The following is an 18459-nucleotide window of genomic DNA, read 5'->3' on the forward strand; positions in this document are numbered from 1 at the left end:
GATAAACCCTTGGCTTTTGCCAGGGGTCGGTGGCTACAATCAAAAGCGATTGTAGTGATCTGGCAACGACAAAGTGAGTGAATACAGAACCTGGATGTGCCTCATCTGCGGATGGATTTACGACGAGGCCGCCGGGGACGCCGAGCATGGCATTGCGCCGGGTACGCGTTGGGAAGATGTCTCAATGAATTGGACCTGCCCGGAATGCGGTGCACGCAAGGAAGATTTCGAAATGGTTCAGATCTGACACTCGCCGTCATCGCAGCCTTGAATTTCCCGCCGCCAATCAGGCGTGCACAACAATCATCGTTTGGGGGCGAATGGTGACCGATAAAACTACGGAACACCCCGCGTCGGCGACCAGGGTTCTGGTCATAGACGACAGCAACACGATCCGCCGCAGCGCGGAGATCTTTCTGCGCCAGGGTGGCTACGAGGTCGTGCTGGCCGAAGACGGCTTCGATGCGCTGGCCAAGGTCAACGACCATGAGCCGACGCTGATCTTCTGCGACATCCTGATGCCGCGCTTGGACGGCTACCAGACTTGCGCCATCATCAAGCGCAACCCCCGTTTCGCCAACGTGCCGGTGGTCATGCTGTCGTCGAAGGACGGTGTGTTCGACAAGGCGCGCGGACGCATGGTCGGTTCGGACGATTACCTCACCAAGCCTTTCACCAAGGAACAACTGCTGCGCGTGGTCGCGCATTTCCGCTCGATCGCCGCTTGAGCCGCGCATCGGGCACTGCACCACCCGGGTCCCGTGAGCCCGGGGCTTGTCGGAGTTACCTACCATGCCGATCCAGAACATCCTCCTCGTTGACGACTCCAAGACCGAGTTGCACCTGCTGTCGGACATCCTGACGCAAAAGGGCTATACGGTGCGCACCGCCGAAAACGGCGAAGAGGCCATGCGCCGCCTGGCCGAGGCCAAGCCCGACCTGATCCTGATGGACGTGGTGATGCCCGGCACCAATGGCTTCCAGCTGACCCGTGCCATCACCCGTGACCCGCGTTTCGCCGGCGTGCCGGTGATCATGTGCACCAGCAAGAACCAGGAAACCGACCGCGTCTGGGGCCTGCGCCAAGGCGCGAGCGACTACGTCGTCAAGCCAGTCGACGCGAACGACCTGCTGGCCAAGATCCAAGCCCTGGGCTGACGCCCGCCCACACCCACCCGCAGCACTTTTACGATGCCCAGCAAGGACGCCCTTCGGGAACTTCAATTGCGGCTGGCCAACCGGCTCCAGGCCGCCCGCGAACGCCCCCGCGAATCCGGCTGGTTGGCTGTCGAGTGCGCTCAGCTCGGCCTGCTGCTGCCGCTGGCGCAGGCCGGTGAGATCCATGCCGCGCGCCAGGTGGCGCCGGTGCCGCATGCCAAGCCCTGGATGGTCGGCGTGGCCAACCTGCGCGGCCAGCTCAACGCGGTGGTCGACCTGGGTCAGTTCTTGCATCTGCGCAACTCGGCGACGCCGACCGCTCCGCGCACGGGCGCGCAGCTGGTCATGCTGAACCCATCGTTGCGGGTCAACGCCGCCATCATGGTGGATCGCCTGGCGGGCCTGCGCGATTCCGAACAGCTCGAGCGCCTGGCACCGGCCAGTGAGGCCCGGCCCGGGTTCGCAGGCCCGTCCTGGCGTGATCCGCAAGGTCGTGTCTGGCAGGAGCTGGACTTGGCGGCCTTGGCGCAGGACCCCCAGTTTCTGGACGTGGCCGCGTGACGCGCCACGGTTTGCCCGACAGTCGACGCCGCGTGTCGTTCGCGGTCTGTGAGAGGAAACAATGAGTCAGCACGACACCCTGAAGAGCTCCGCCGGCAAGCCCGCCGATTCGCATGGCGCCGCCCCGTCGGGCGACCACGAAGTTGATTTGCTGCTCAGCGAGATCGATCAGCGCTTGGCCAAGGGTGGGCCGTCGGGTGGCGCGGCACGCGGCAGTGACGCCGGCCCTTCCACCCATGCCCACGCCGATGCTGGTCCGGACACCGACATCGGCGATGCCGCCGATGGCGCGCACCAGACAGCGCTCGGCGAAGCGCTCGCCGCCGTGGCGCCGGCAGGTGCCGCTGCGGCGGCCGCGGCCGAAGCGCAGATGTCGTCGGGTGACGAGCCGGCAGCCTTGCCGCTGATCGGCAAGCAGCCGCTGGCGCAACAGCAACGCGTGCTGCTCGGCCTCATTGTCGGCGGCGCCTTCGCCTTTGTCGTGACGGGTGGTTTGGCGCTGAATGCCGCGGCCAAGCAGGCCAGCCAGCTGGCCGCCACCGGTCAGGCGCTGATGCAGTCGCAACGCTTGGCCAAGTCGGTCTCGCAGGCGCTGATCGGCAGCCCGGCAGCTTTCCCTGAAATGAAGGAAAGCGGCGAAGTGCTCGCCCGCAGTCTGCGCGGGCTGAACACCGGCAACGAGCAGGTGGCCGCCGCGCCCGAGTCGGTGCAGGAAAGCCTGGCACCGCTGATGCCGCTGCTGGACCGCGCGGAAAAGAACGGCAGCGTGGTGCTGGCGCAGCAGAAGACGCTGACCCAGGTCGGGCAGGCGCTGCGCCTGATCAACCGCCAGTCGTCGGACCTGCTCGAAATCGCCGAGACGGTGAACTCGCTGAAACTGCAAAGCGGCGCCTCGGCGTCCGAGTTGTCGGCGGTGGGCCAGTTGGTGATGCTGACGCAGCGTATCGGTAAGAGCGCGAACGAATTCCTGACGCTCGAAGGCGTGAGCCCCGAGGCCGTGTTCCTGCTCGGCAAGGACTTGAACTCCTTCCGTGAAATCGCCGATGGCCTGTTGAAAGGCAACGCCGAACTGCGTCTGCCGGGCACCAAGGACCCACAGGCCAAGGAGCGGTTGGAGCAGTTGATCCAGCAGTACGAACAGACCCGCACGCAGGCCAGCGCCATTCTGGGCAACCTGCAGGGCCTGGTCTCTGCGCGCGAGGCGCAGGCCGCGATCGTGGGCGACTCCGAGCCGCTGCGCAAGGGCCTGGAAGCCGTGCAGGCCGGCCTGGAAAGCCAGAGCGGCCTGAGCGGCGTTCACATTCTCGTGCTGCTGCTGTCGGGCGTCGCGATTGCGTTGGGCGGCCTCGGCTTGCTGCGCTTGTATGTGCGCAACCAGGCCTTGCGTGCCCAGCAGGCGGAAGAACACGAACGCGAAGCCAAGCGCGTCAACGACGCCAACCAGGCGGCCATTTTGCGGTTGATGAACGAGCTGCAGACGGTGGCTGAAGGCGATTTGACGCAGCAAGCCACCGTGACCGAGGACATCACCGGCGCGATCGCCGACTCGGTGAACTACACCGTGGAAGAGCTGCGCAACCTGGTGGCCCAGGTGCAGGGTACGGCGGCGCGGGTGACGCACACCACGCAGCAGGTTGAGTCGACCTCGACCGAGCTGCTGGCCGCGTCGACCGAGCAGCTGCGCGAGATCCGCGAAACCGGCGAGTCGGTGCTGCAGATGGCGACCCGGATCAACCAGGTGTCCGCACAGGCCCAGCAATCGGCCGAGGTGGCCAAGCAATCGCTGACGGTGACCTCGAACGGTCGCCAGGCGGTGCAGGATTCGATCGGCGGTATGAACGCGATCCGCGAGCAGATCCAGGAAACCTCCAAGCGGATCAAGCGGCTGGGCGAATCGTCGCAGGAGATCGGCGAAATCACCGAACTGATCTCGGACATTACCGAACAGACCAACGTGCTGGCGCTGAACGCCGCCATCCAGGCGGCCTCCGCTGGCGAAGCGGGCCGAGGTTTCTCGGTGGTGGCAGAAGAAGTGCAGCGCCTGGCCGAACGCTCGGCTGACGCGACGCGTCAGATTGCCGCGCTGGTGAAGACCATTCAGACCGACACCCAGGATGCCGTGGCCGCCATGGAGCAGTCGACGCAGGGCGTGGTGCAGGGCGCGCGACTGTCCGATGCGGCCGGTACCGCGCTGGTCGACATCGACCGCGTGACGCGCGAACTGTCTTCCCTGATTGAAGCGATCTCGGACGAAGCCAAGCGCGAAGCCGATTCCGCCAACGTGGTGGCCGCCAACATCCAGCACATCTTTGCGGTGACGGAGCAAGCCGGTGACGGTACCCGCTCGACCGCGCACATGGTGCATGAACTGTCGCGGACTGCCGACGAACTGCGCCAATCGGTGGATCGGTTCAAGATCGCTTGACGTGTTGTCGACACCCACCTCGCTGTGCTCTCACCTCGTGAGGGAGCACTTGGCCGCCCCAGGGCGGCCTTGCGGCATTTGAAGCCGCTTGCCGATCGACCCATTCCGCGAACGCCATGCCCTCTGACCGCGATCAAACCTTGCCTGGCGACCTGAGCGCCCTGGCGTGGGTGCAGGAAGAACTGCGCCGGACGTTGGACCAGGCCCACAAGTCGTTGCGGCGTCACCTGCGCGAGCTCGAGCAGCGCGCCGGCGCCGAGCCCGAAGCCGATGCCCCGCCGACGGCGCTGCTGCAGGCCCGTACCCTGATACACCAGGGCGTCGGCGCCCTTGAGATGATCGGCCTGCCGGCCGCGGCGCGCTGCCTGAACGCCAGTGAGCAGGCGGTCAGCCGCTTGGTCGACCGCACCGTGCCACTGGACAATGCGGCGATCGAGGTGATCGAGCATGCCTCGTTCGCGCTGCTGGACTTTCTGCGCCGTGAACTGGCGGGTCAGCCGCTGTCGCCGCTGACTCTGTTTCCCCAGTACAAGGCTGTGCTGGCGATGGCCAAGGTGGACCGCATCCACCCGGCGGACCTGTGGGAAGCCGAAGATCGCAGCGAACCGGTGCCCAGCTGGGACTCCGGCTTCGCGCCGCTGGAACCCGACCAGGAAGTGCATGCCGCCATCGAGGCGGCGATGCTGAAGGCGCTGCGCAGCGGCGACAACGCGTCGCTGCATCGCATGAGCGACCTGTTCGGCGGGCTGTCGTCCAACGCCCAGGGCCGCACCGCCACGCTGTGGCAATTGGCCTCGGCGTTCTACGAGGCGCAGGCCGTCGGCGCCCTGAAGCCCGACCTGTACACGAAGAGGCTGGTGTCTCGCCTGCTGGCGCAATTGCGCGCCGTTGAACGCGGCGCCACCGACGGCCCGGGTCGGCTGTTGCGCGACCTGCGCTTTTTCTGCGCCCAGGCGCGGCCGATGAACGACAACGTTGCGCCTCGGCTCGCCCAGGTACGTCGCGCGATGGCGCTGGGCCATGCCGAGCCGGTCAACTACGACGCCAGCCCGCTGGGTCGCTTCGACCCGGCGATCATCCCGCTGGCGCGCAAGCGCGTCTCGGCGCTGAAGGAAACCTGGTCAGCCCTGGTGTCGGGCGACACGGCGTTGGGCGCTGCGGTGCCCGAGCAGGCGGCGCTGGTCGCCGAGTCGGTGCGCCAGATCTACCCGCAAGGCGAGGAGCTTTCCAACGCCTTGTTGAACGCCACGCAACGGGGCCACACCCCGTCGCCGGCCCTGGCGATGGAGGTCGCGACCGCGCTGCTGTGCGTCGATGCGTCGCTGGACGACATCGACCTCGACCGACCCGAAATGCAGGAGCGCGTGCAACGCCTGGCGCAGCGCCTGGCCACCGTGACCGCGGGGGGCGAGCAGCCGCCGGTGGAACCGTGGATGGAGGCGCTGTACCGCGAGGTGTCGGACCGCCAGACCATGGGCAGCGTGGTGGCCGAGTTGCGCGCTTCGCTGGCCGAAATCGAGCAGCAGCTGGACCGCTTCAGCCGCCAGCCCGACGACAGGGAACTGCTCAAGAGCGTGCCGGGTGAACTGGCTGCGATGCGCGGCGTGTTGTCGGTGCTCGGCCTGGACCAGGCCTCGCATGCCGTGCAGCGCATGCGCGACGATGTCGATGCCGTGATGCTGTCCAACGACGGCGCTGACGACATGGCCGGCCGCCTGGCCGACAACGTCGGTGGCCTGTCGTTCATGATCGACATGCTGGGCGTGCAGCCGCAGCTGGCCAAGACCCTGTTCCGGTTCAACCCCGAGACCGGTCGCTTTGCCGCAGTCATGGGCCACACCCGGGTGGATCAGCAAGCCGGTCCGGTGGCCGAAGCCGGCCTGATCGAACAGGCCCAGTCGCTGGCCGAATCGGCCACGGCCGAGAGCGTGTCGGACGACGACCTGTCGCGCACGCTGGACAACCTGTCGAACCAGGCCGTTGCGGCGGATGCGCCGCAGCTGGCCGTGCGCGCCGCCCAGGCGCGCGACGCGCTCGCCAGTGCCGCCAGCGAGGCCGAACGCGATGCCGCGCGTGCCGACATTGCCCAGTCGATGGGTGATTTCGTTGCCAAGCAAGAGCCGCCGCCGCCCGAGTCGCCGCGCAGCCGGCCGATGCCGTTGGACGAAGAGCCCGACGACATGCGCGAGATCTTCTTCGAAGAGGCGCGCGAGGTCGTCGAGGGTGGCGAGGCCGCACTGGCCCAGCTGGCCGAGCAGCCGCAGGACCTGGAAGCGCTGACCGTCTTGCGCCGCGCTTTCCACACCCTGAAGGGCAGCTCGCGCATGGTCGGCCTGAAGGACTATGGCGAAGCCGCCTGGGCCTGCGAGCAGCTGTTCAATGCGCGTCTGGCCGAAGCCGTGGTCGAAGCCGACCCGGCGCTGCGCGACTTCAGCTCTCGGGCGCTGACACTGCTGTCGCAGTGGGTCGATGCGCTGTCGGGCCGCGGCACCATCCCTGATGGCCGCGCGCTGGCCAAAGAGGCCGAGGCGCTACGCCTGCGCCAGAGCTTCGTTGCGCCGGCAGCCGCCCCCGCGCCGGCCGCGGCGCCGGTCCCCGCGCCCGCGGTCGAAGCCGAGCCACCCCTGATCGATTTGTCGTCGCTGGATCTGGTGCCGAGTGCGGAACCGATGACCGAGCCGATGATGGCGTCGCCGTTCATCACGGCGGACACGCTGCCGGAGCTGCCGTCGCTCGATCTGCCCGAATTGCCGGAAGTTCAGTCGTTGTCGGATGCCGACCTGGCGTTGCCGGAGATCAGCGAGCCGGCACCGCAGGCCACGTTGCCCGCCGAAGTCGAGCCGGCCACGCTGCGCCTGCCGGCCGAGCCGGAACCGGCGCCCGCCGCGCGGCGCGCCCCGGTGCGGGAACCGGGTGCCGAATGGGCCTCGACCGCCGAAATGTCGCTCGGTGATCTGCTGGGTGAGTCGCTGCGGGGCATGCCCAGCGAGGCCCCCGCCGACGCGCTCGAGTCGGTCGATCTGGAGCTCGACTTCGAGTTGCCGATCGACGAACCGGTCGCCGCCGTAACGGTCGAGCCGGCCGCCGAACCCGTCGCCGTCGAAGCCTTGGCCAGTGAAGAGCCCGCCGACGTGGAGCCGCTGCCCGAGACGGTGCTCGACGTCACCGGTGAAGCGGCCACCGCCGAGGTGGCGTCCGAGGACGATGCCGATCGCTACAAGGTCGTCGGGCCGCTGCGCATCCAGATCGCGCTGTTCAATATCTTCCTCAACGAGGCCGATGAGCAGTCGCGCCGCCTGGGCGTAGAAATCGCCGAATGGCAGCATGAGCTGGACCGCCCGGTCAGCGAGGCCGCCGTGGCGCTGGCCCATTCGCTCGCCGGCAACTCGGCCGCAGTGGGCTACAGCGACCTGTCGAACCTGGCCCGCCGACTGGAGCACGGCCTGGAGCGCTCGGTGTCGCGTGGCTCGGGCCAACCGGAAGAAGCGCAGTTGTTTGCGGATGTCGGCGAAGAGATTCGCCGCCTGCTGCACCAGTTCGCAGCCGGCTTCCTGAAGCCGGTCGCGACCGAGTTGCTGGCCCGTCTGGATGCGCATGAAGCCCGCGAAGCGCAAGAAGCGCTGGCAGCGGGGCGCTCGAGCCTGGCACCGCTGGATGGGCCGGTATCGGCGGTGATGAACTTCGGCCCGGTGCCATCGGAGCCGATGCCGCTGGCGGCGCCTGTCGCGGTGCCGGCGCCAGTGGTCGAGCCTGTGCCGCCGGCCGTGCCGGAAATGCCCGCTCCGGCCGCTGTGCAGGCCGTGTCGGAAGCGCCCGCCGTCCCCGCGGCGCCTGCACCGACGCCCGCCCCGACGCCAGCCGTGGCCGAAGAGGAGGAAGACGAGGAAGCCGGGCCAGTGACGATGCAGGCGCCGCTCGGTGCGGTGCGCTTCACGTCGCTGAGCGACGAACAGGCACCGAGCGATGTCGACGAGCCGGTGCCGGTCTCGGTTGCCCGCGAGGGGCTGTGGGGTGATTTCAGCGAAGACCTGGACACCGAAGACGCGATCGACGAGGAACTGATCCCGATCTTCATCGACGAAGGTCGCGAACTGCTGCCCGCGCTGGCACAAGCCGTCCGCCAATGGGAAGCGGATCCGCAAGCCAGCGACTCGGCCACCGCCGCAATGCGCGTGCTGCACACGCTCAAGGGCAGTTCGCGCCTGGCCGGCGCAATGCGCCTGGGCGAAATCGCCCACCGCCTGGAAACCGCCATCGGCCAGGTGACCTCGCAAGGCACGCCGGACGCGTCGGTGCTGTCGCACCTGCACAGCGGCGTCGACGCCTTGGCCGAAGAATTCCAGCGCCTGCTGGGTGGTGGCGCACCGGTGGAAAAGGCCAGGCCGGCCCCCGCCGTGGCCATGCCTCCGGTATCTGCGCCGCAAGCCGCGCCGCTGCCGACGGTCGAGGTGGGTGTGCCGCCCTTGTCCTTGCCGACAGTCGAAACGCCGCAGGCGGCACCGACCAAGCCCGAGCCGGTCACGGCGGGCGGGGTGCATGCACCCGCCACGTCGATCGACTGGAGTCGCTTTGCAGTGCACGACATGACTGCGGCGGGCGCCGCCCATGCCGGTGCCGAATTGGGCGGCGGCGTGGTGCGCGTGCGTGCGCCGCTGCTCGAGCGGTTGGTCAGCCATGCCGGTGAGGTCGGCATCGCGCGAGCCCGCATCGAGTCCGACATGGGCCAGCTGCAGGGGGCACTGAAGGAGCTGACGGACAACTTGGACCGTCTGCGCCGCCAACTGCGCGACCTGGAACTCCAGGCCGAAACCCAGATGGCCTCGCGGCTGGAAGCGGCGCGCCATTCGCAGCAGGCGTTCGACCCGCTGGAAATGGACCGCTTCACCCGCGTGCAGGAGCTGACGCGGATGCTGGCCGAGTCGGTCGGTGACGTGGGCACGGTGCAACGCGGCATCCAGCTGACGCTGCAGAGCACGGAAGACCAGTTGGCCTTCCAGGCCCGGTTGACGCGCGACCTGCAGGACGACCTGCTGCGGGCCCGCATGGTTGAATTCGACACCTTGTCGGATCGCCTGTACCGCGTGGTGCGCCAGGCGTCCAAGGAATCGGGCAAGCAGGTGCGCCTGAACCTGGTCGGCGGTGCGATCGAACTCGATCGCAGTGTGCTGGACCGCATGGCGCCCGCCTTTGAACACCTGCTGCGCAACGCGGTGGCGCACGGCATCGAATCGCCGGCTGTCCGCGAAGCCACGGGCAAGGACCCACACGGCAACATCGAAGTCAGCCTGCACCAGGCCGGCAACGAAGTGCGCATCGAAGTGCGTGACGACGGCGCCGGCCTGAACCTGGCCCGCATCGCCGAACGTGCACGCCGCCTGGGCCTGCTGAAGGAAGATGCCAAGCCCACCGAAGGTGAATTGGCGGGCCTGATCTTCACGCCCGGCTTCTCGACCGCCGACCAGATCACCGAACTGGCTGGCCGCGGCGTCGGCATGGACGTGGTGCGGGCCGAGGTCACCTCGCTGGGTGGCCGGATCGAGACTGCCAGCGCCACGGGCCGAGGCACCGCGTTCCAGCTGGTGCTGCCGCTGACCACCGCTGTCACCCAGGTGGTGGCGCTGGCCTGCGGCGAGCTGCACATGGCGGTGCCGGCCACTCTGGTGGAAACGGTACGCCGGGTACCGGTGGCCGAAGTCGAAGCCGCCTACCAAAGCGGTGTGCTGCGCCATGGCGACCAGGAAGTGCCGTTCTTCTGGCTCGGCAGCTTGCTGCAGCACGGCCTGCGTGGCGCGGCCGAAGGCAAGACCACCCACGTGGTGATCGCGCGCAGCGCGCAGCAGCGCGTGGCGCTGCACGTCAGCCAGGTGCTGGGCAACCAGGAAGTGGTGGTCAAGAACCTGGGCCCGCAGCTGGGCCGCCTGCCTGGCCTGGCCGGCATGTCGCTGCTGGCCAACGGTGAAACGGTGCTGATCTATAACCCGGTGGCTTTGGCCACGATCTACGGCGACGATGCTCGCCAGCGCCTGGTGAATTGGCTGCGGTCCGAGCCGGCGGTGCCAGCGATGGACCAGTTGGTCGAGCCTTCGCTCGAGGAGACGCTGGCTGTGGTGTCGCCGGTGGTCGAGGGAGCCATCCCCCGCATCGAAAACCGTGCCCCGTTGGTGATGGTGGTCGACGATTCGCTGACCGTGCGCCGCGTGACGCAGCGCCTGCTGCTGCGCGAAGGCTACCGGGTCGTGCTGGCGCGCGACGGCCTCGATGCACTGGAGCAACTGGCCGACGAACGTCCGGCCGTGATGCTCAGCGACATCGAGATGCCGCGGATGGATGGCTTCGACCTGGTGCGCAACGTGCGCAACGATGCTCGCCTGCAGGACTTGCCGGTGATCATGATTACGTCGCGCATCGCGCAGAAGCATCGGGAACACGCGCAGGAACTGGGGGTCGACCATTACCTGGGCAAGCCGTACGATGAAGAGGCTTTGCTGGCACTGGTACGCTCCTACGCGCAGCCCGCGGTGCCGGCTTGAAGGGGCCGCGGCGGCCCCATTGATCAGGATGCATGGCCCAAATCGTTGACCAACTGGCCGAACTGACCGGCCTGCGCGACCGCGACACACTGGACGTCAGTCTGGTGACGGCGATCCGCGACCTGCTGCATCCGTGCAGCGTCGCGGTGCACCGCGTGGTCGGCGATTCGGGCGACGAGCGGTGGTTGACACGTGCCCACCTGGGGGCCGACGACGTGGCGGCCCGGGCCGATTCGTCCTGGGCCGACCCTCGCGCATTGCCGTTGCTGGCCGACCGACCGGACCGTCTGCAATGCCTGCAGGCCGCCGCCGAAATCGAGTTGAGCGCCGAACAGGAGACCACCTTGCTACTGCCGCTGGCGTCCGACGCCGGGGTGATCGGGGTGGTCGAACTGGTCACCGAAAAGCCGCTGAGCGACGATTTCAAGCGCCTGCTGATTGGTGTGCTGCGTATCTACCGCAACGTGCAGGGCCTGCTCGACTACAGCGAGCGAGACACCTTGACCGGCCTGCTGAACCGCAAGAGCTTCGACGAAACCTTCTACAAGGTTTCGGCCGTGCCTTCAAACGCGTCGACCGATCAACCCGGCGATCGGCGCCACGCCGCGGCCGGCAGCTACTGGCTGGGGGTGGTCGATATTGACCATTTCAAGCAGGTCAACGACGGCTTCGGCCACCTGATCGGGGACGAAGTCCTGCTGCTGCTGTCGCGCGTGATGCGCAGTTGCTTCCGTTTCTACGATCAGCTCTACCGGTTTGGCGGTGAAGAGTTCGTCGTGCTGCTGCGTTGCACCAGCGAAGAAGACGCGCTGGCCGCGCTTGAGCGCTTCCGCGAAGCCGTGCGTGGTTATGTGTTTCCTCAGGTCAAGCAGATCACCGTGAGCGTCGGGTTCACCGACGTGCGCAACGGCGACTCGCCCAATGCGGCTGTTGAGCGCGCTGACCGTGCCGTCTACTTCGCAAAGAACCATGGCCGTGACCAGGTGCGCTGCCACGCGGCCCTGGTGCGCGAGGGCCAGCTGGAAGACGACAAGAAGGCCGGCGACATTGACCTGTTCTGAGCCTGGCGTCGCCTGGCGCTCCACCATGAAGCGTTTACTCTCCGATCCGCCGCCGCGCCGACGCGGCTGGAAAAGCTGGCTGGCTGCTCTGCTGGGAGGCGCCGGCGCCGCCCAGGCTGCAGCGTCCGGAACGCCGGTGGCTCCGGCCCCGGCGCCTGTCACACGCGCGCCGTCGACTGTCGCGGCGCCGCAGGCCCCGGCCGCGACCGCCAGCGCTTCGATGGCCGTGCCTGCGGTCGCCCCGGCCGGTGGGTCGGCGTCCAGCCGCGCGCCGGTGGTGATCTACAAGACCACGTCGGAAGCCAAGCTCAAGCTGCACTTTGCGCGGCCTGAGCCCGAGCGGTTTCCGGGCTTGCGGCCCTGCGTGGTGTTTTTCCACGGCGGGGCCTGGCGCAGTGGCGACCCCAAGCAATTCATGGCTTATGCCCAGAAGCTGGCCGAAGTCGGCGTGATCGGCATCAGTGCGCAGTACCGCCTCATGCGCGAGGGTGACGACCTTCCCCTGCGCGCGGTGCAAGACGCCCGCTCGGTGATGCGCTATCTGCGCGCCAAGGCGGCACAACTCGGATGCGATGCGCAGCGCATCGGTGCCGGCGGCGGCTCCAGCGGCGGGCACCTGGCCGCGATGGCGGCGGTGGCCAACGCGCCAGCCGTGCCCGGCAAACCGGCCACCGCGGGCATGCTCGACGACCCGTCCGACGATCTGAGCATCAGCCCGCGACCGCAGGCGCTGTTCCTGATGAACCCGCCGCTGAACCTGGAGCGGTACGACCGGCCGGTGCCTGTCGAGCAGCGGCGCCAGCTGTCGCCGACGCTGCTGATGGACGCCACGCTGCCGCCGACCTGGATCTTCCATGGCACGGCGGACAAGGTGGTGCCGTTTTCACAGGCCGCCGAGTTCCGCGACCGTGCGCGTTCGCTCGGCGCTGGCGAGGTCACGCTGCAGGCCTTTCCCGGCCGCATCCATGGTTTCTTCAATGCCAAGCGCGGTGGCGCAGACTTTGACGCCACCGTCACCGGCATCGTCAACGGCCTGAAGAAGCTCGGCTGGGTCAGCGACAAGTCCTGAGCGGGGGCGTCAAGCCCGGCGCGCGACGGCAAATCGTTGCAGCGTCAACTGCCGCGCAATGTCATGGTCGACGATGGGTTCGGGGTAGTCACGCCCGATCACCAGCCCTGCGGCCTGCAGCTCCAAGGGCCTGGCTTTCCACGGGGCGTGGATGGCCGGTGCATCCAGCCCGGCCAGCATCGGCAGGTAGCGCTTGATGAAGCGACCCTCGGGGTCGAACTTCTCGCTCTGCGACAACGGGTTGAAGATACGGAAGTAGGGCTGTGCATCGCAGCCGGTCGACGCGGCCCACTGCCAGCCGCCGTTGTTGGCGGCGAGGTCGAAGTCGTTCAGCCACTGCGCAAACCAGGCCTCGCCGCGGCGCCAATCCAGCCCCAGATCTTTGACCAGGAAGCTGGCACTGACCATGCGTAAGCGGTTGTGCATGTAACCCGTCTGGCGCAGTTGCAGCATCGCCGCGTCGACCAGCGGGTACCCGGTGCGACCCTCGCTCCACGCGGTGAACAGCGCGTCGGCGTGCTTGCCGTGTTCCCACCGAACGGCGTCATATTCCAACTTGAAGGCATGCCCGACGACACGTGGGTGATGGTGCAGCACCTGATGGTAGAAGTCGCGCCAGATCAGCTCGGACAGCCACACCTCGGCGCCCTGCGAGCCCACCTGCATGCGCTGCCAGGCCTCGCGCGCCAGCTGCCGGATCGAGACCGTGCCGAAGCGCAGGTGCACGCCCAGGTAGCTGGGGCCCTTGACCGCCGGAAAGTCGCGCGTGCGGCCGTAGTCGTCGATGCGCGCCATGAAGTCGTCCAGCAGCTCGTCGGCGCCGGTGCTGCCGCTGGGCAGGCGCAGCGTGTGCAGATCGGTGGTTTCGAAGCCGATGCTGGCCAGGCTCGGCACGCCAGGCGTGCCGGCCACATCGGGCCAGGGCGCCAGGCGGGCGGCGTGCCGGGCCACCGGGTAGGCGCGGAGGTAGAAATCGTCGACCTTTTTCAGCCAAGCGGTCTTGTAGGGCGTGAACACGCTGTACGGCGTTCCCGTGGCGGTCATCACCTCGCTGCGCTCGAAGATGACGTGGTCCTTCACCGTGTAGAGCGAGCGCCCGACTTCCGCCAGCCGGCCGCGCACGGCGGCATCGCGTGCCAGCGCTGCCGGCTCGTCGTCGTGAGCGGTGTAGACAGCCTGCACACGCAGCGTGTCGGCCAATCGCGCTATTTCGTCGACCGCGCGGCCATGGCGCACGATCAGGCCCACGTCGGCCACGCCGTGCGACTGACCCAGCGCACGCAGCTGCGAATCCAGATCGACCAGGCTGTCACGGATGAACTCGACGCGCCGATCGGCGCGCGGCAATGGCGCCAGGATGTCGCTGTCGAAGACGAACGCGGCAAACACCTCGCGTGCCCCCCGACAGGCGGCGTAAAGGGCCGCATGGTCGTTGGCGCGCAGGTCGCGGCGGAACCAGACCAGGGCACGGTCCAGCACAGGGGATGTTGGCGTCATCGCTGCCAGTGTCGCTGCATGGGGCGCCACCCTGTTGCCGCCCGGGGTGAATGGCGGCAGGAGCGGGCGCCAGAGGGGCTGAAATAGAATGCCGCCATGGCGTCGGACGGCATCAATCTCACCAACCAGTTCCTGATCGCCATGCCCGGCATGGCCGACGACACGTTCTCCGGCGCCGTGGTCTACCTGTGCGAGCACAGCGAGAAGGGTGCTCTTGGCCTGGTGATCAACAAGCCGATCGACATCACGCTGGCCAACCTGTTCGAAAAGGTTGACCTGAGCCTGGAAGGCAACGATCTGGCCGAGCAGCCCGTCTACTTTGGTGGCCCGGTGCAAACCGAGCGCGGCTTCGTGCTGCACGAACCCCAGGGCCACGACGCCCAAGGCTTCAGCTCGACGCTGCAGGTGCCCGGCGGGCTCGAAATGACCACCAGCAAGGACGTGCTCGAAGCCATGTCGCACGGCCAAGGCCCCAAGCGGGTGCTGGTGACGCTGGGCTACAGCGGCTGGTCGGCCGGCCAGCTCGAAGACGAGATCGGCCGCAACGGCTGGCTGACCGTCGATGCACGGCCCGAAATCATCTTCGACACCCCGGTGGCCGAACGCTACGACCGTGCGTTGGCGCTGCTGGGGATCGACCCGCGCATGCTGTCGCAAGAGGCGGGGCACGCGTGAGCCGGACGCCTGACCGCGCCGGCGCGCGGACGAACGCTTGCGAACGGGCGGCCCGTCTCGGTCCGCGCGTGCTGCAAGCATGAGCGTGGCTCGCGGGGCCGAACAATCCTTTCTCGCGTTTGATTTTGGTGTCAGGCGGGTGGGAGTGGCCACCGGTTCGGTGGTGCTGCGGCAGGCGCAGCCCTTGAAGAGCATCGCTGTCGAAGGCGACGCTCGTTTTGCTGCCATCGCCGCGTTGATTGCCGAATGGCAACCCGATGCCCTGGTGGTCGGCGTGCCCTTCCATCCCGATGGCGCCGAACACGACAATACCCACCGTGCGCGGCGCTTCGCTCGCCAACTGCACGGCCGCTTCCGGCTGCCAGTGCACGAGGTCGACGAGCGCTACACGACCACCGAAGCGCGCGCAGCCGGTGCCGTCGACCTCGACGCGGCGTCGGCGGCGCTGATTCTTGAACAGTTCTTTCGCGGGATCCCTTCACCATGACGACCTTGCTGCTGGACGCCGAGGCGCTGTATGCCGAGTTGCGCGAGGGTGTGCGCAGCCTGCTGAAACCCGAGACCTCGCTGGTCGGGATCTGGTCCGGCGGCGCCTGGCTGGCCGAGCGCCTGCAGGCCGACCTGGGCTTGCCCGGCGCGCACGGCGTGATCTCGAGCACCTTGCACCGAGACGACTTCGGTGAGCGCGGCCTGGCCTCGGGCACCGATGCGACGCACCTGCCGTTCGAGATCGACGGCCGCCACATCCTACTGATCGACGACGTGCTCTACACCGGCCGCACGATCCGCGCGGTGATCAACGAACTGTTCGACTTCGGCCGGCCCGCCAGCGTGCAGCTCGCCGTGCTGGTGGATCGTGGTGGCCGCCAGCTCCCCATCGCCGCGGCCTACGCCGCCGCCCGCGTCGCGTTGCCGCTCACGCAGCGCTTGTCGCTGGCCCGGCAGGACGACGGTCGTTTCACCTTTTCCGTCAAGGACGATCGCTGATATGCAACCCCCGCGCGCACTTTGTTCGCTGCCCCCCGAGGGGGGCGTCAGTACCTTCGGAACGGCCGGGCGGTACTGACATGCTGTCGCGCCGCAACCCCCAGCTGAACAGCCACGGCGAGCTGATCCACCTGCTGTCGATCGAGGGCCTGCCGCGGGCCGTGCTGACCCACATCCTCGACACCGCCGGCACCTTTCTCTCGGTCAATGACCGCGAGGTGAAGAAGGTGCCGCTGCTGCGTGGCAAGAGCGTGTTCAACCTGTTCTTCGAGAATTCGACGCGCACACGCACGACGTTCGAGATCGCGGCCAAGCGCCTGAGCGCCGACGTGATCAATCTCGACATCGCCAAGTCCAGCGCGTCCAAGGGCGAGAGCCTGCTCGACACCATCGCCAACCTGAGCGCGATGCACGCCGACATGTTCGTCGTGCGGCACAGTGAGTCGGGTGCGCCGTACCTGATCGCCCAGCATTGCGCGCCTCATGTGCATGTCGTGAACGCCGGTGACGGTCGCCACGCGCACCCGACCCAAGGCCTGCTGGACATGTACACGATCCGGCATTTCAAGAAGGATTTCTCCAACCTGACGGTGGCGATCGTCGGCGACATCGTGCACTCGCGTGTCGCGCGCTCGGACATCCACGCGCTGACGACGCTGGGCGTGCCCGAGATCCGCGCGGTGGGCCCGAAGACGCTGGTGCCGGGCGACCTGGCGCAGATGGGCGTGCGGGTCTGCCACGATATGGCCGAGGGCATCCGCGGCGCCGACGTGATCATCATGCTGCGGCTGCAAAACGAGCGCATGAGCGGCGCGATGCTGCCCAGCGCCGGCGAGTTCTTCAAGAACTACGGCCTGACCGACGACAAGCTGGCGCTGGCCAAGCCCGACGCGATCGTGATGCACCCGGGCCCGATCAATCGCGGCGTCGAGATCGATTCATCGGTGGCCGACGGCACCCACAGCGTGATCCTGCCGCAGGTCACTTTCGGCATCGCGGTGCGCATGGCGGTCATGTCCATCATCGCCGGCAACGAAGCATGAGCCCCCACGGCCCCTTCAGGAGCCTGCCCCCCAAGGGGGCTCGCGCAGCGGACCGGCGGAGCCGGATCCGCGCACGCCACTTGAAGGAGGCGGCGCGTTGCGCGCCTCGGTTTACCTGAGCAAACGCCTATGAAGATTCTTGTTTCGAATGGCCGAGTGATCGATCCGGCGTCGGGTCGCGACGAAGTGGCCGACGTGGCAGTGGCCGCGGGGCGCATCGTGGCGATCGGCAAGGTGCCGGCCGAGTTCGAATCGGCGCGCACGATCGACGCCACCGGCTGCATCGTCGCGCCGGGCCTGGTCGATCTCGCTGCGCGCCTGCGCGAGCCCGGGCATGAGCACGAGGGCATGCTCGAGAGTGAGCTGAACGCCGCGGCCGCCGGTGGTGTGACCAGCCTGGTCTGCCCGCCGGACACCGACCCGGCGCTCGACGAGCCGGGCCTGGTCGACATGCTGAAGTTCCGCGCCCGCAAGCTCAGCCTGTGCCGTCTGTTCCCGTTGGGTGCGCTGACGCGTGGCCTGAACGGCGAAGTGCTGACCGAGATGGCCGAACTGACCGAGAGCGGTTGCGTCGGCTTCTCGCAGGCCGAGGTGCCGATCCGGGATACGCTGGTGCTGTGGCGGGCATTGCAGTACGCGTCGACCTACGGCTACACCGTCTGGCTGCGGCCGCAGGACGGCTTTCTCGGCAAGGGCGTGGCGGCCAGCGGCGCTGTCGCGACGCGGCTGGGCCTGTCGGGCGTACCGGTGGCGGCGGAGACGATCGCGCTGCACACGATCTTCGAGCTGATGCGTGCCACTGGCGCGCGGGTGCACCTGTGTCGCCTGTCGAGCGCCGCGGGTGTGGCGCTGCTGCGCGCGGCGAAGGCCGAGGGACTGAAGGTCACGGCCGATGTCAGCATCAACTCGCTGCACCTGACCGATGTCGACATCGGCTTCTTCAATTCGTCGATGCGCCTGTCGCCGCCGTTGCGCCAGACGGCCGATCGCGACGCACTGCGTGCTGCGCTGGCCGATGGCACGATCGATGCGCTGGTGTCCGACCATACCCCGGTCGACGCCGATGCGAAGACCTTGCCTTTCGGTGAAGCCGAGCCCGGCGCGACGGGCCTGGAGCTGCTGCTGAGCCTGGCGCTGAAGTGGGGTGCCGATGCCAAGCTCGACCTGTCGGCGTCGCTGTCGCGGGTGACGAGCCGGCCGGTCGCGGTGCTGGGCGATGCGCTCGGCTCGCTGGCCAGCAGCGCCGGTCGCCTGGTCGAAGGCGGTGTTGCCGATGTCTGCGTGTTCGACCCGGCGGCCACCTGGGCGGTCAAGCCGGCCGAACTGCAAAGCCAGGGCAAGCACACGCCGTTCGATTTCGCCTCGACGGGCATGGCCCTGCCGGGCCGTGTGCGCGCCACGCTGGTGGCGGGCACGGTGGCTTACCAGGGCGGCGCCGCACAGTGATTCGAGC

The 18459-nt window shown here is 68.0% G+C and carries 14 protein-coding genes; 13 read left to right on the top strand and 1 reads right to left on the bottom strand.

What is annotated here, in order from left to right; all coding sequences use genetic code 11:
* Window positions 1-94: 94 nt before the first annotated feature.
* The 8 genes from VFY73_RS21835 (at window position 95) to VFY73_RS21870 (ending at window position 12804) form a co-directional block, all read left to right on the top strand.
* Window positions 95-247: a rubredoxin gene (locus VFY73_RS21835; protein ID WP_329722726.1), complete on the top strand. Its 153-nt coding sequence runs from the start codon at window positions 95-97 to the stop codon at window positions 245-247.
* Between the two features lie 73 nt (window positions 248-320).
* A complete protein-coding gene (locus VFY73_RS21840; protein WP_329722963.1) occupies window positions 321-728 on the top strand; it encodes a response regulator in 408 nt (135 codons plus the stop codon).
* A 64-nt stretch (window positions 729-792) separates the two neighbouring features.
* Window positions 793-1158, top strand: a complete 366-nt coding sequence (locus VFY73_RS21845; RefSeq protein WP_329722728.1) for a response regulator — start codon at window positions 793-795, stop codon at window positions 1156-1158.
* A 33-nt stretch (window positions 1159-1191) separates the two neighbouring features.
* Window positions 1192-1719 carry a chemotaxis protein CheW gene (locus VFY73_RS21850; protein WP_329722730.1) on the top strand — a complete coding sequence of 176 codons (528 nt, stop codon included), beginning with the start codon at window positions 1192-1194 and terminating at the stop codon, window positions 1717-1719.
* 61 nt (window positions 1720-1780) lie between these two features.
* Entirely contained in the window at window positions 1781-4144 is a 2364-nt protein-coding gene (locus VFY73_RS21855) for a methyl-accepting chemotaxis protein (RefSeq protein ID WP_414654509.1), read from the top strand.
* 116 nt (window positions 4145-4260) lie between these two features.
* Window positions 4261-10674, top strand: coding sequence for an Hpt domain-containing protein (locus VFY73_RS21860; RefSeq protein WP_329722732.1), 6414 nt, complete (start codon window positions 4261-4263; stop codon window positions 10672-10674).
* Window positions 10675-10706: 32 nt separating this feature from the next.
* On the top strand, window positions 10707-11735 hold the full coding sequence (locus tag VFY73_RS21865) for a GGDEF domain-containing protein (protein WP_329722734.1): 1029 nt from the start codon (window positions 10707-10709) through the stop codon (window positions 11733-11735).
* A 25-nt stretch (window positions 11736-11760) separates the two neighbouring features.
* Window positions 11761-12804, top strand: coding sequence for an alpha/beta hydrolase (locus VFY73_RS21870; RefSeq protein ID WP_329722736.1), 1044 nt, complete (start codon window positions 11761-11763; stop codon window positions 12802-12804).
* A 9-nt stretch (window positions 12805-12813) separates the two neighbouring features.
* Here VFY73_RS21870 and VFY73_RS21875 read toward each other — a convergent pair whose 3' ends face one another.
* Window positions 12814-14301, bottom strand: a complete 1488-nt coding sequence (locus VFY73_RS21875; RefSeq protein WP_329722738.1) for a deoxyribodipyrimidine photo-lyase — start codon at window positions 14299-14301, stop codon at window positions 12814-12816.
* A 96-nt stretch (window positions 14302-14397) separates the two neighbouring features.
* Between VFY73_RS21875 and VFY73_RS21880 the strand changes: the two genes are divergently transcribed.
* The 5 genes from VFY73_RS21880 (at window position 14398) to VFY73_RS21900 (ending at window position 18452) form a co-directional block, all read left to right on the top strand.
* A complete protein-coding gene (locus VFY73_RS21880) occupies window positions 14398-14976 on the top strand; it encodes a YqgE/AlgH family protein (RefSeq protein WP_329722740.1) in 579 nt (192 codons plus the stop codon).
* A gap of 79 nt (window positions 14977-15055) precedes the next feature.
* Complete coding sequence (gene ruvX, locus VFY73_RS21885; RefSeq protein ID WP_329722967.1) at window positions 15056-15463, top strand: Holliday junction resolvase RuvX; 408 nt, start codon at window positions 15056-15058, stop codon at window positions 15461-15463.
* The gene (gene pyrR / locus VFY73_RS21890; protein ID WP_329722742.1) at window positions 15460-15963 is read left to right on the top strand and encodes a bifunctional pyr operon transcriptional regulator/uracil phosphoribosyltransferase PyrR; all 504 of its coding nucleotides are present in this window, start codon (window positions 15460-15462) and stop codon (window positions 15961-15963) included. The genes ruvX and pyrR overlap by 4 nt, the downstream gene beginning before the upstream one ends.
* Before the next feature lie 80 nt (window positions 15964-16043).
* Window positions 16044-17006, top strand: a complete 963-nt coding sequence (locus VFY73_RS21895) for an aspartate carbamoyltransferase catalytic subunit (RefSeq protein WP_329722744.1) — start codon at window positions 16044-16046, stop codon at window positions 17004-17006.
* A 129-nt stretch (window positions 17007-17135) separates the two neighbouring features.
* Window positions 17136-18452 carry a dihydroorotase gene (locus VFY73_RS21900; protein ID WP_329722746.1) on the top strand — a complete coding sequence of 439 codons (1317 nt, stop codon included), beginning with the start codon at window positions 17136-17138 and terminating at the stop codon, window positions 18450-18452.
* The last annotated feature ends 7 nt before the right edge of the window (window positions 18453-18459 follow it).

This window comes from Ideonella sp., assembly GCF_036277275.1.
Classification (GTDB): Bacteria; Pseudomonadota; Gammaproteobacteria; order Burkholderiales; family Burkholderiaceae_C; genus Ideonella.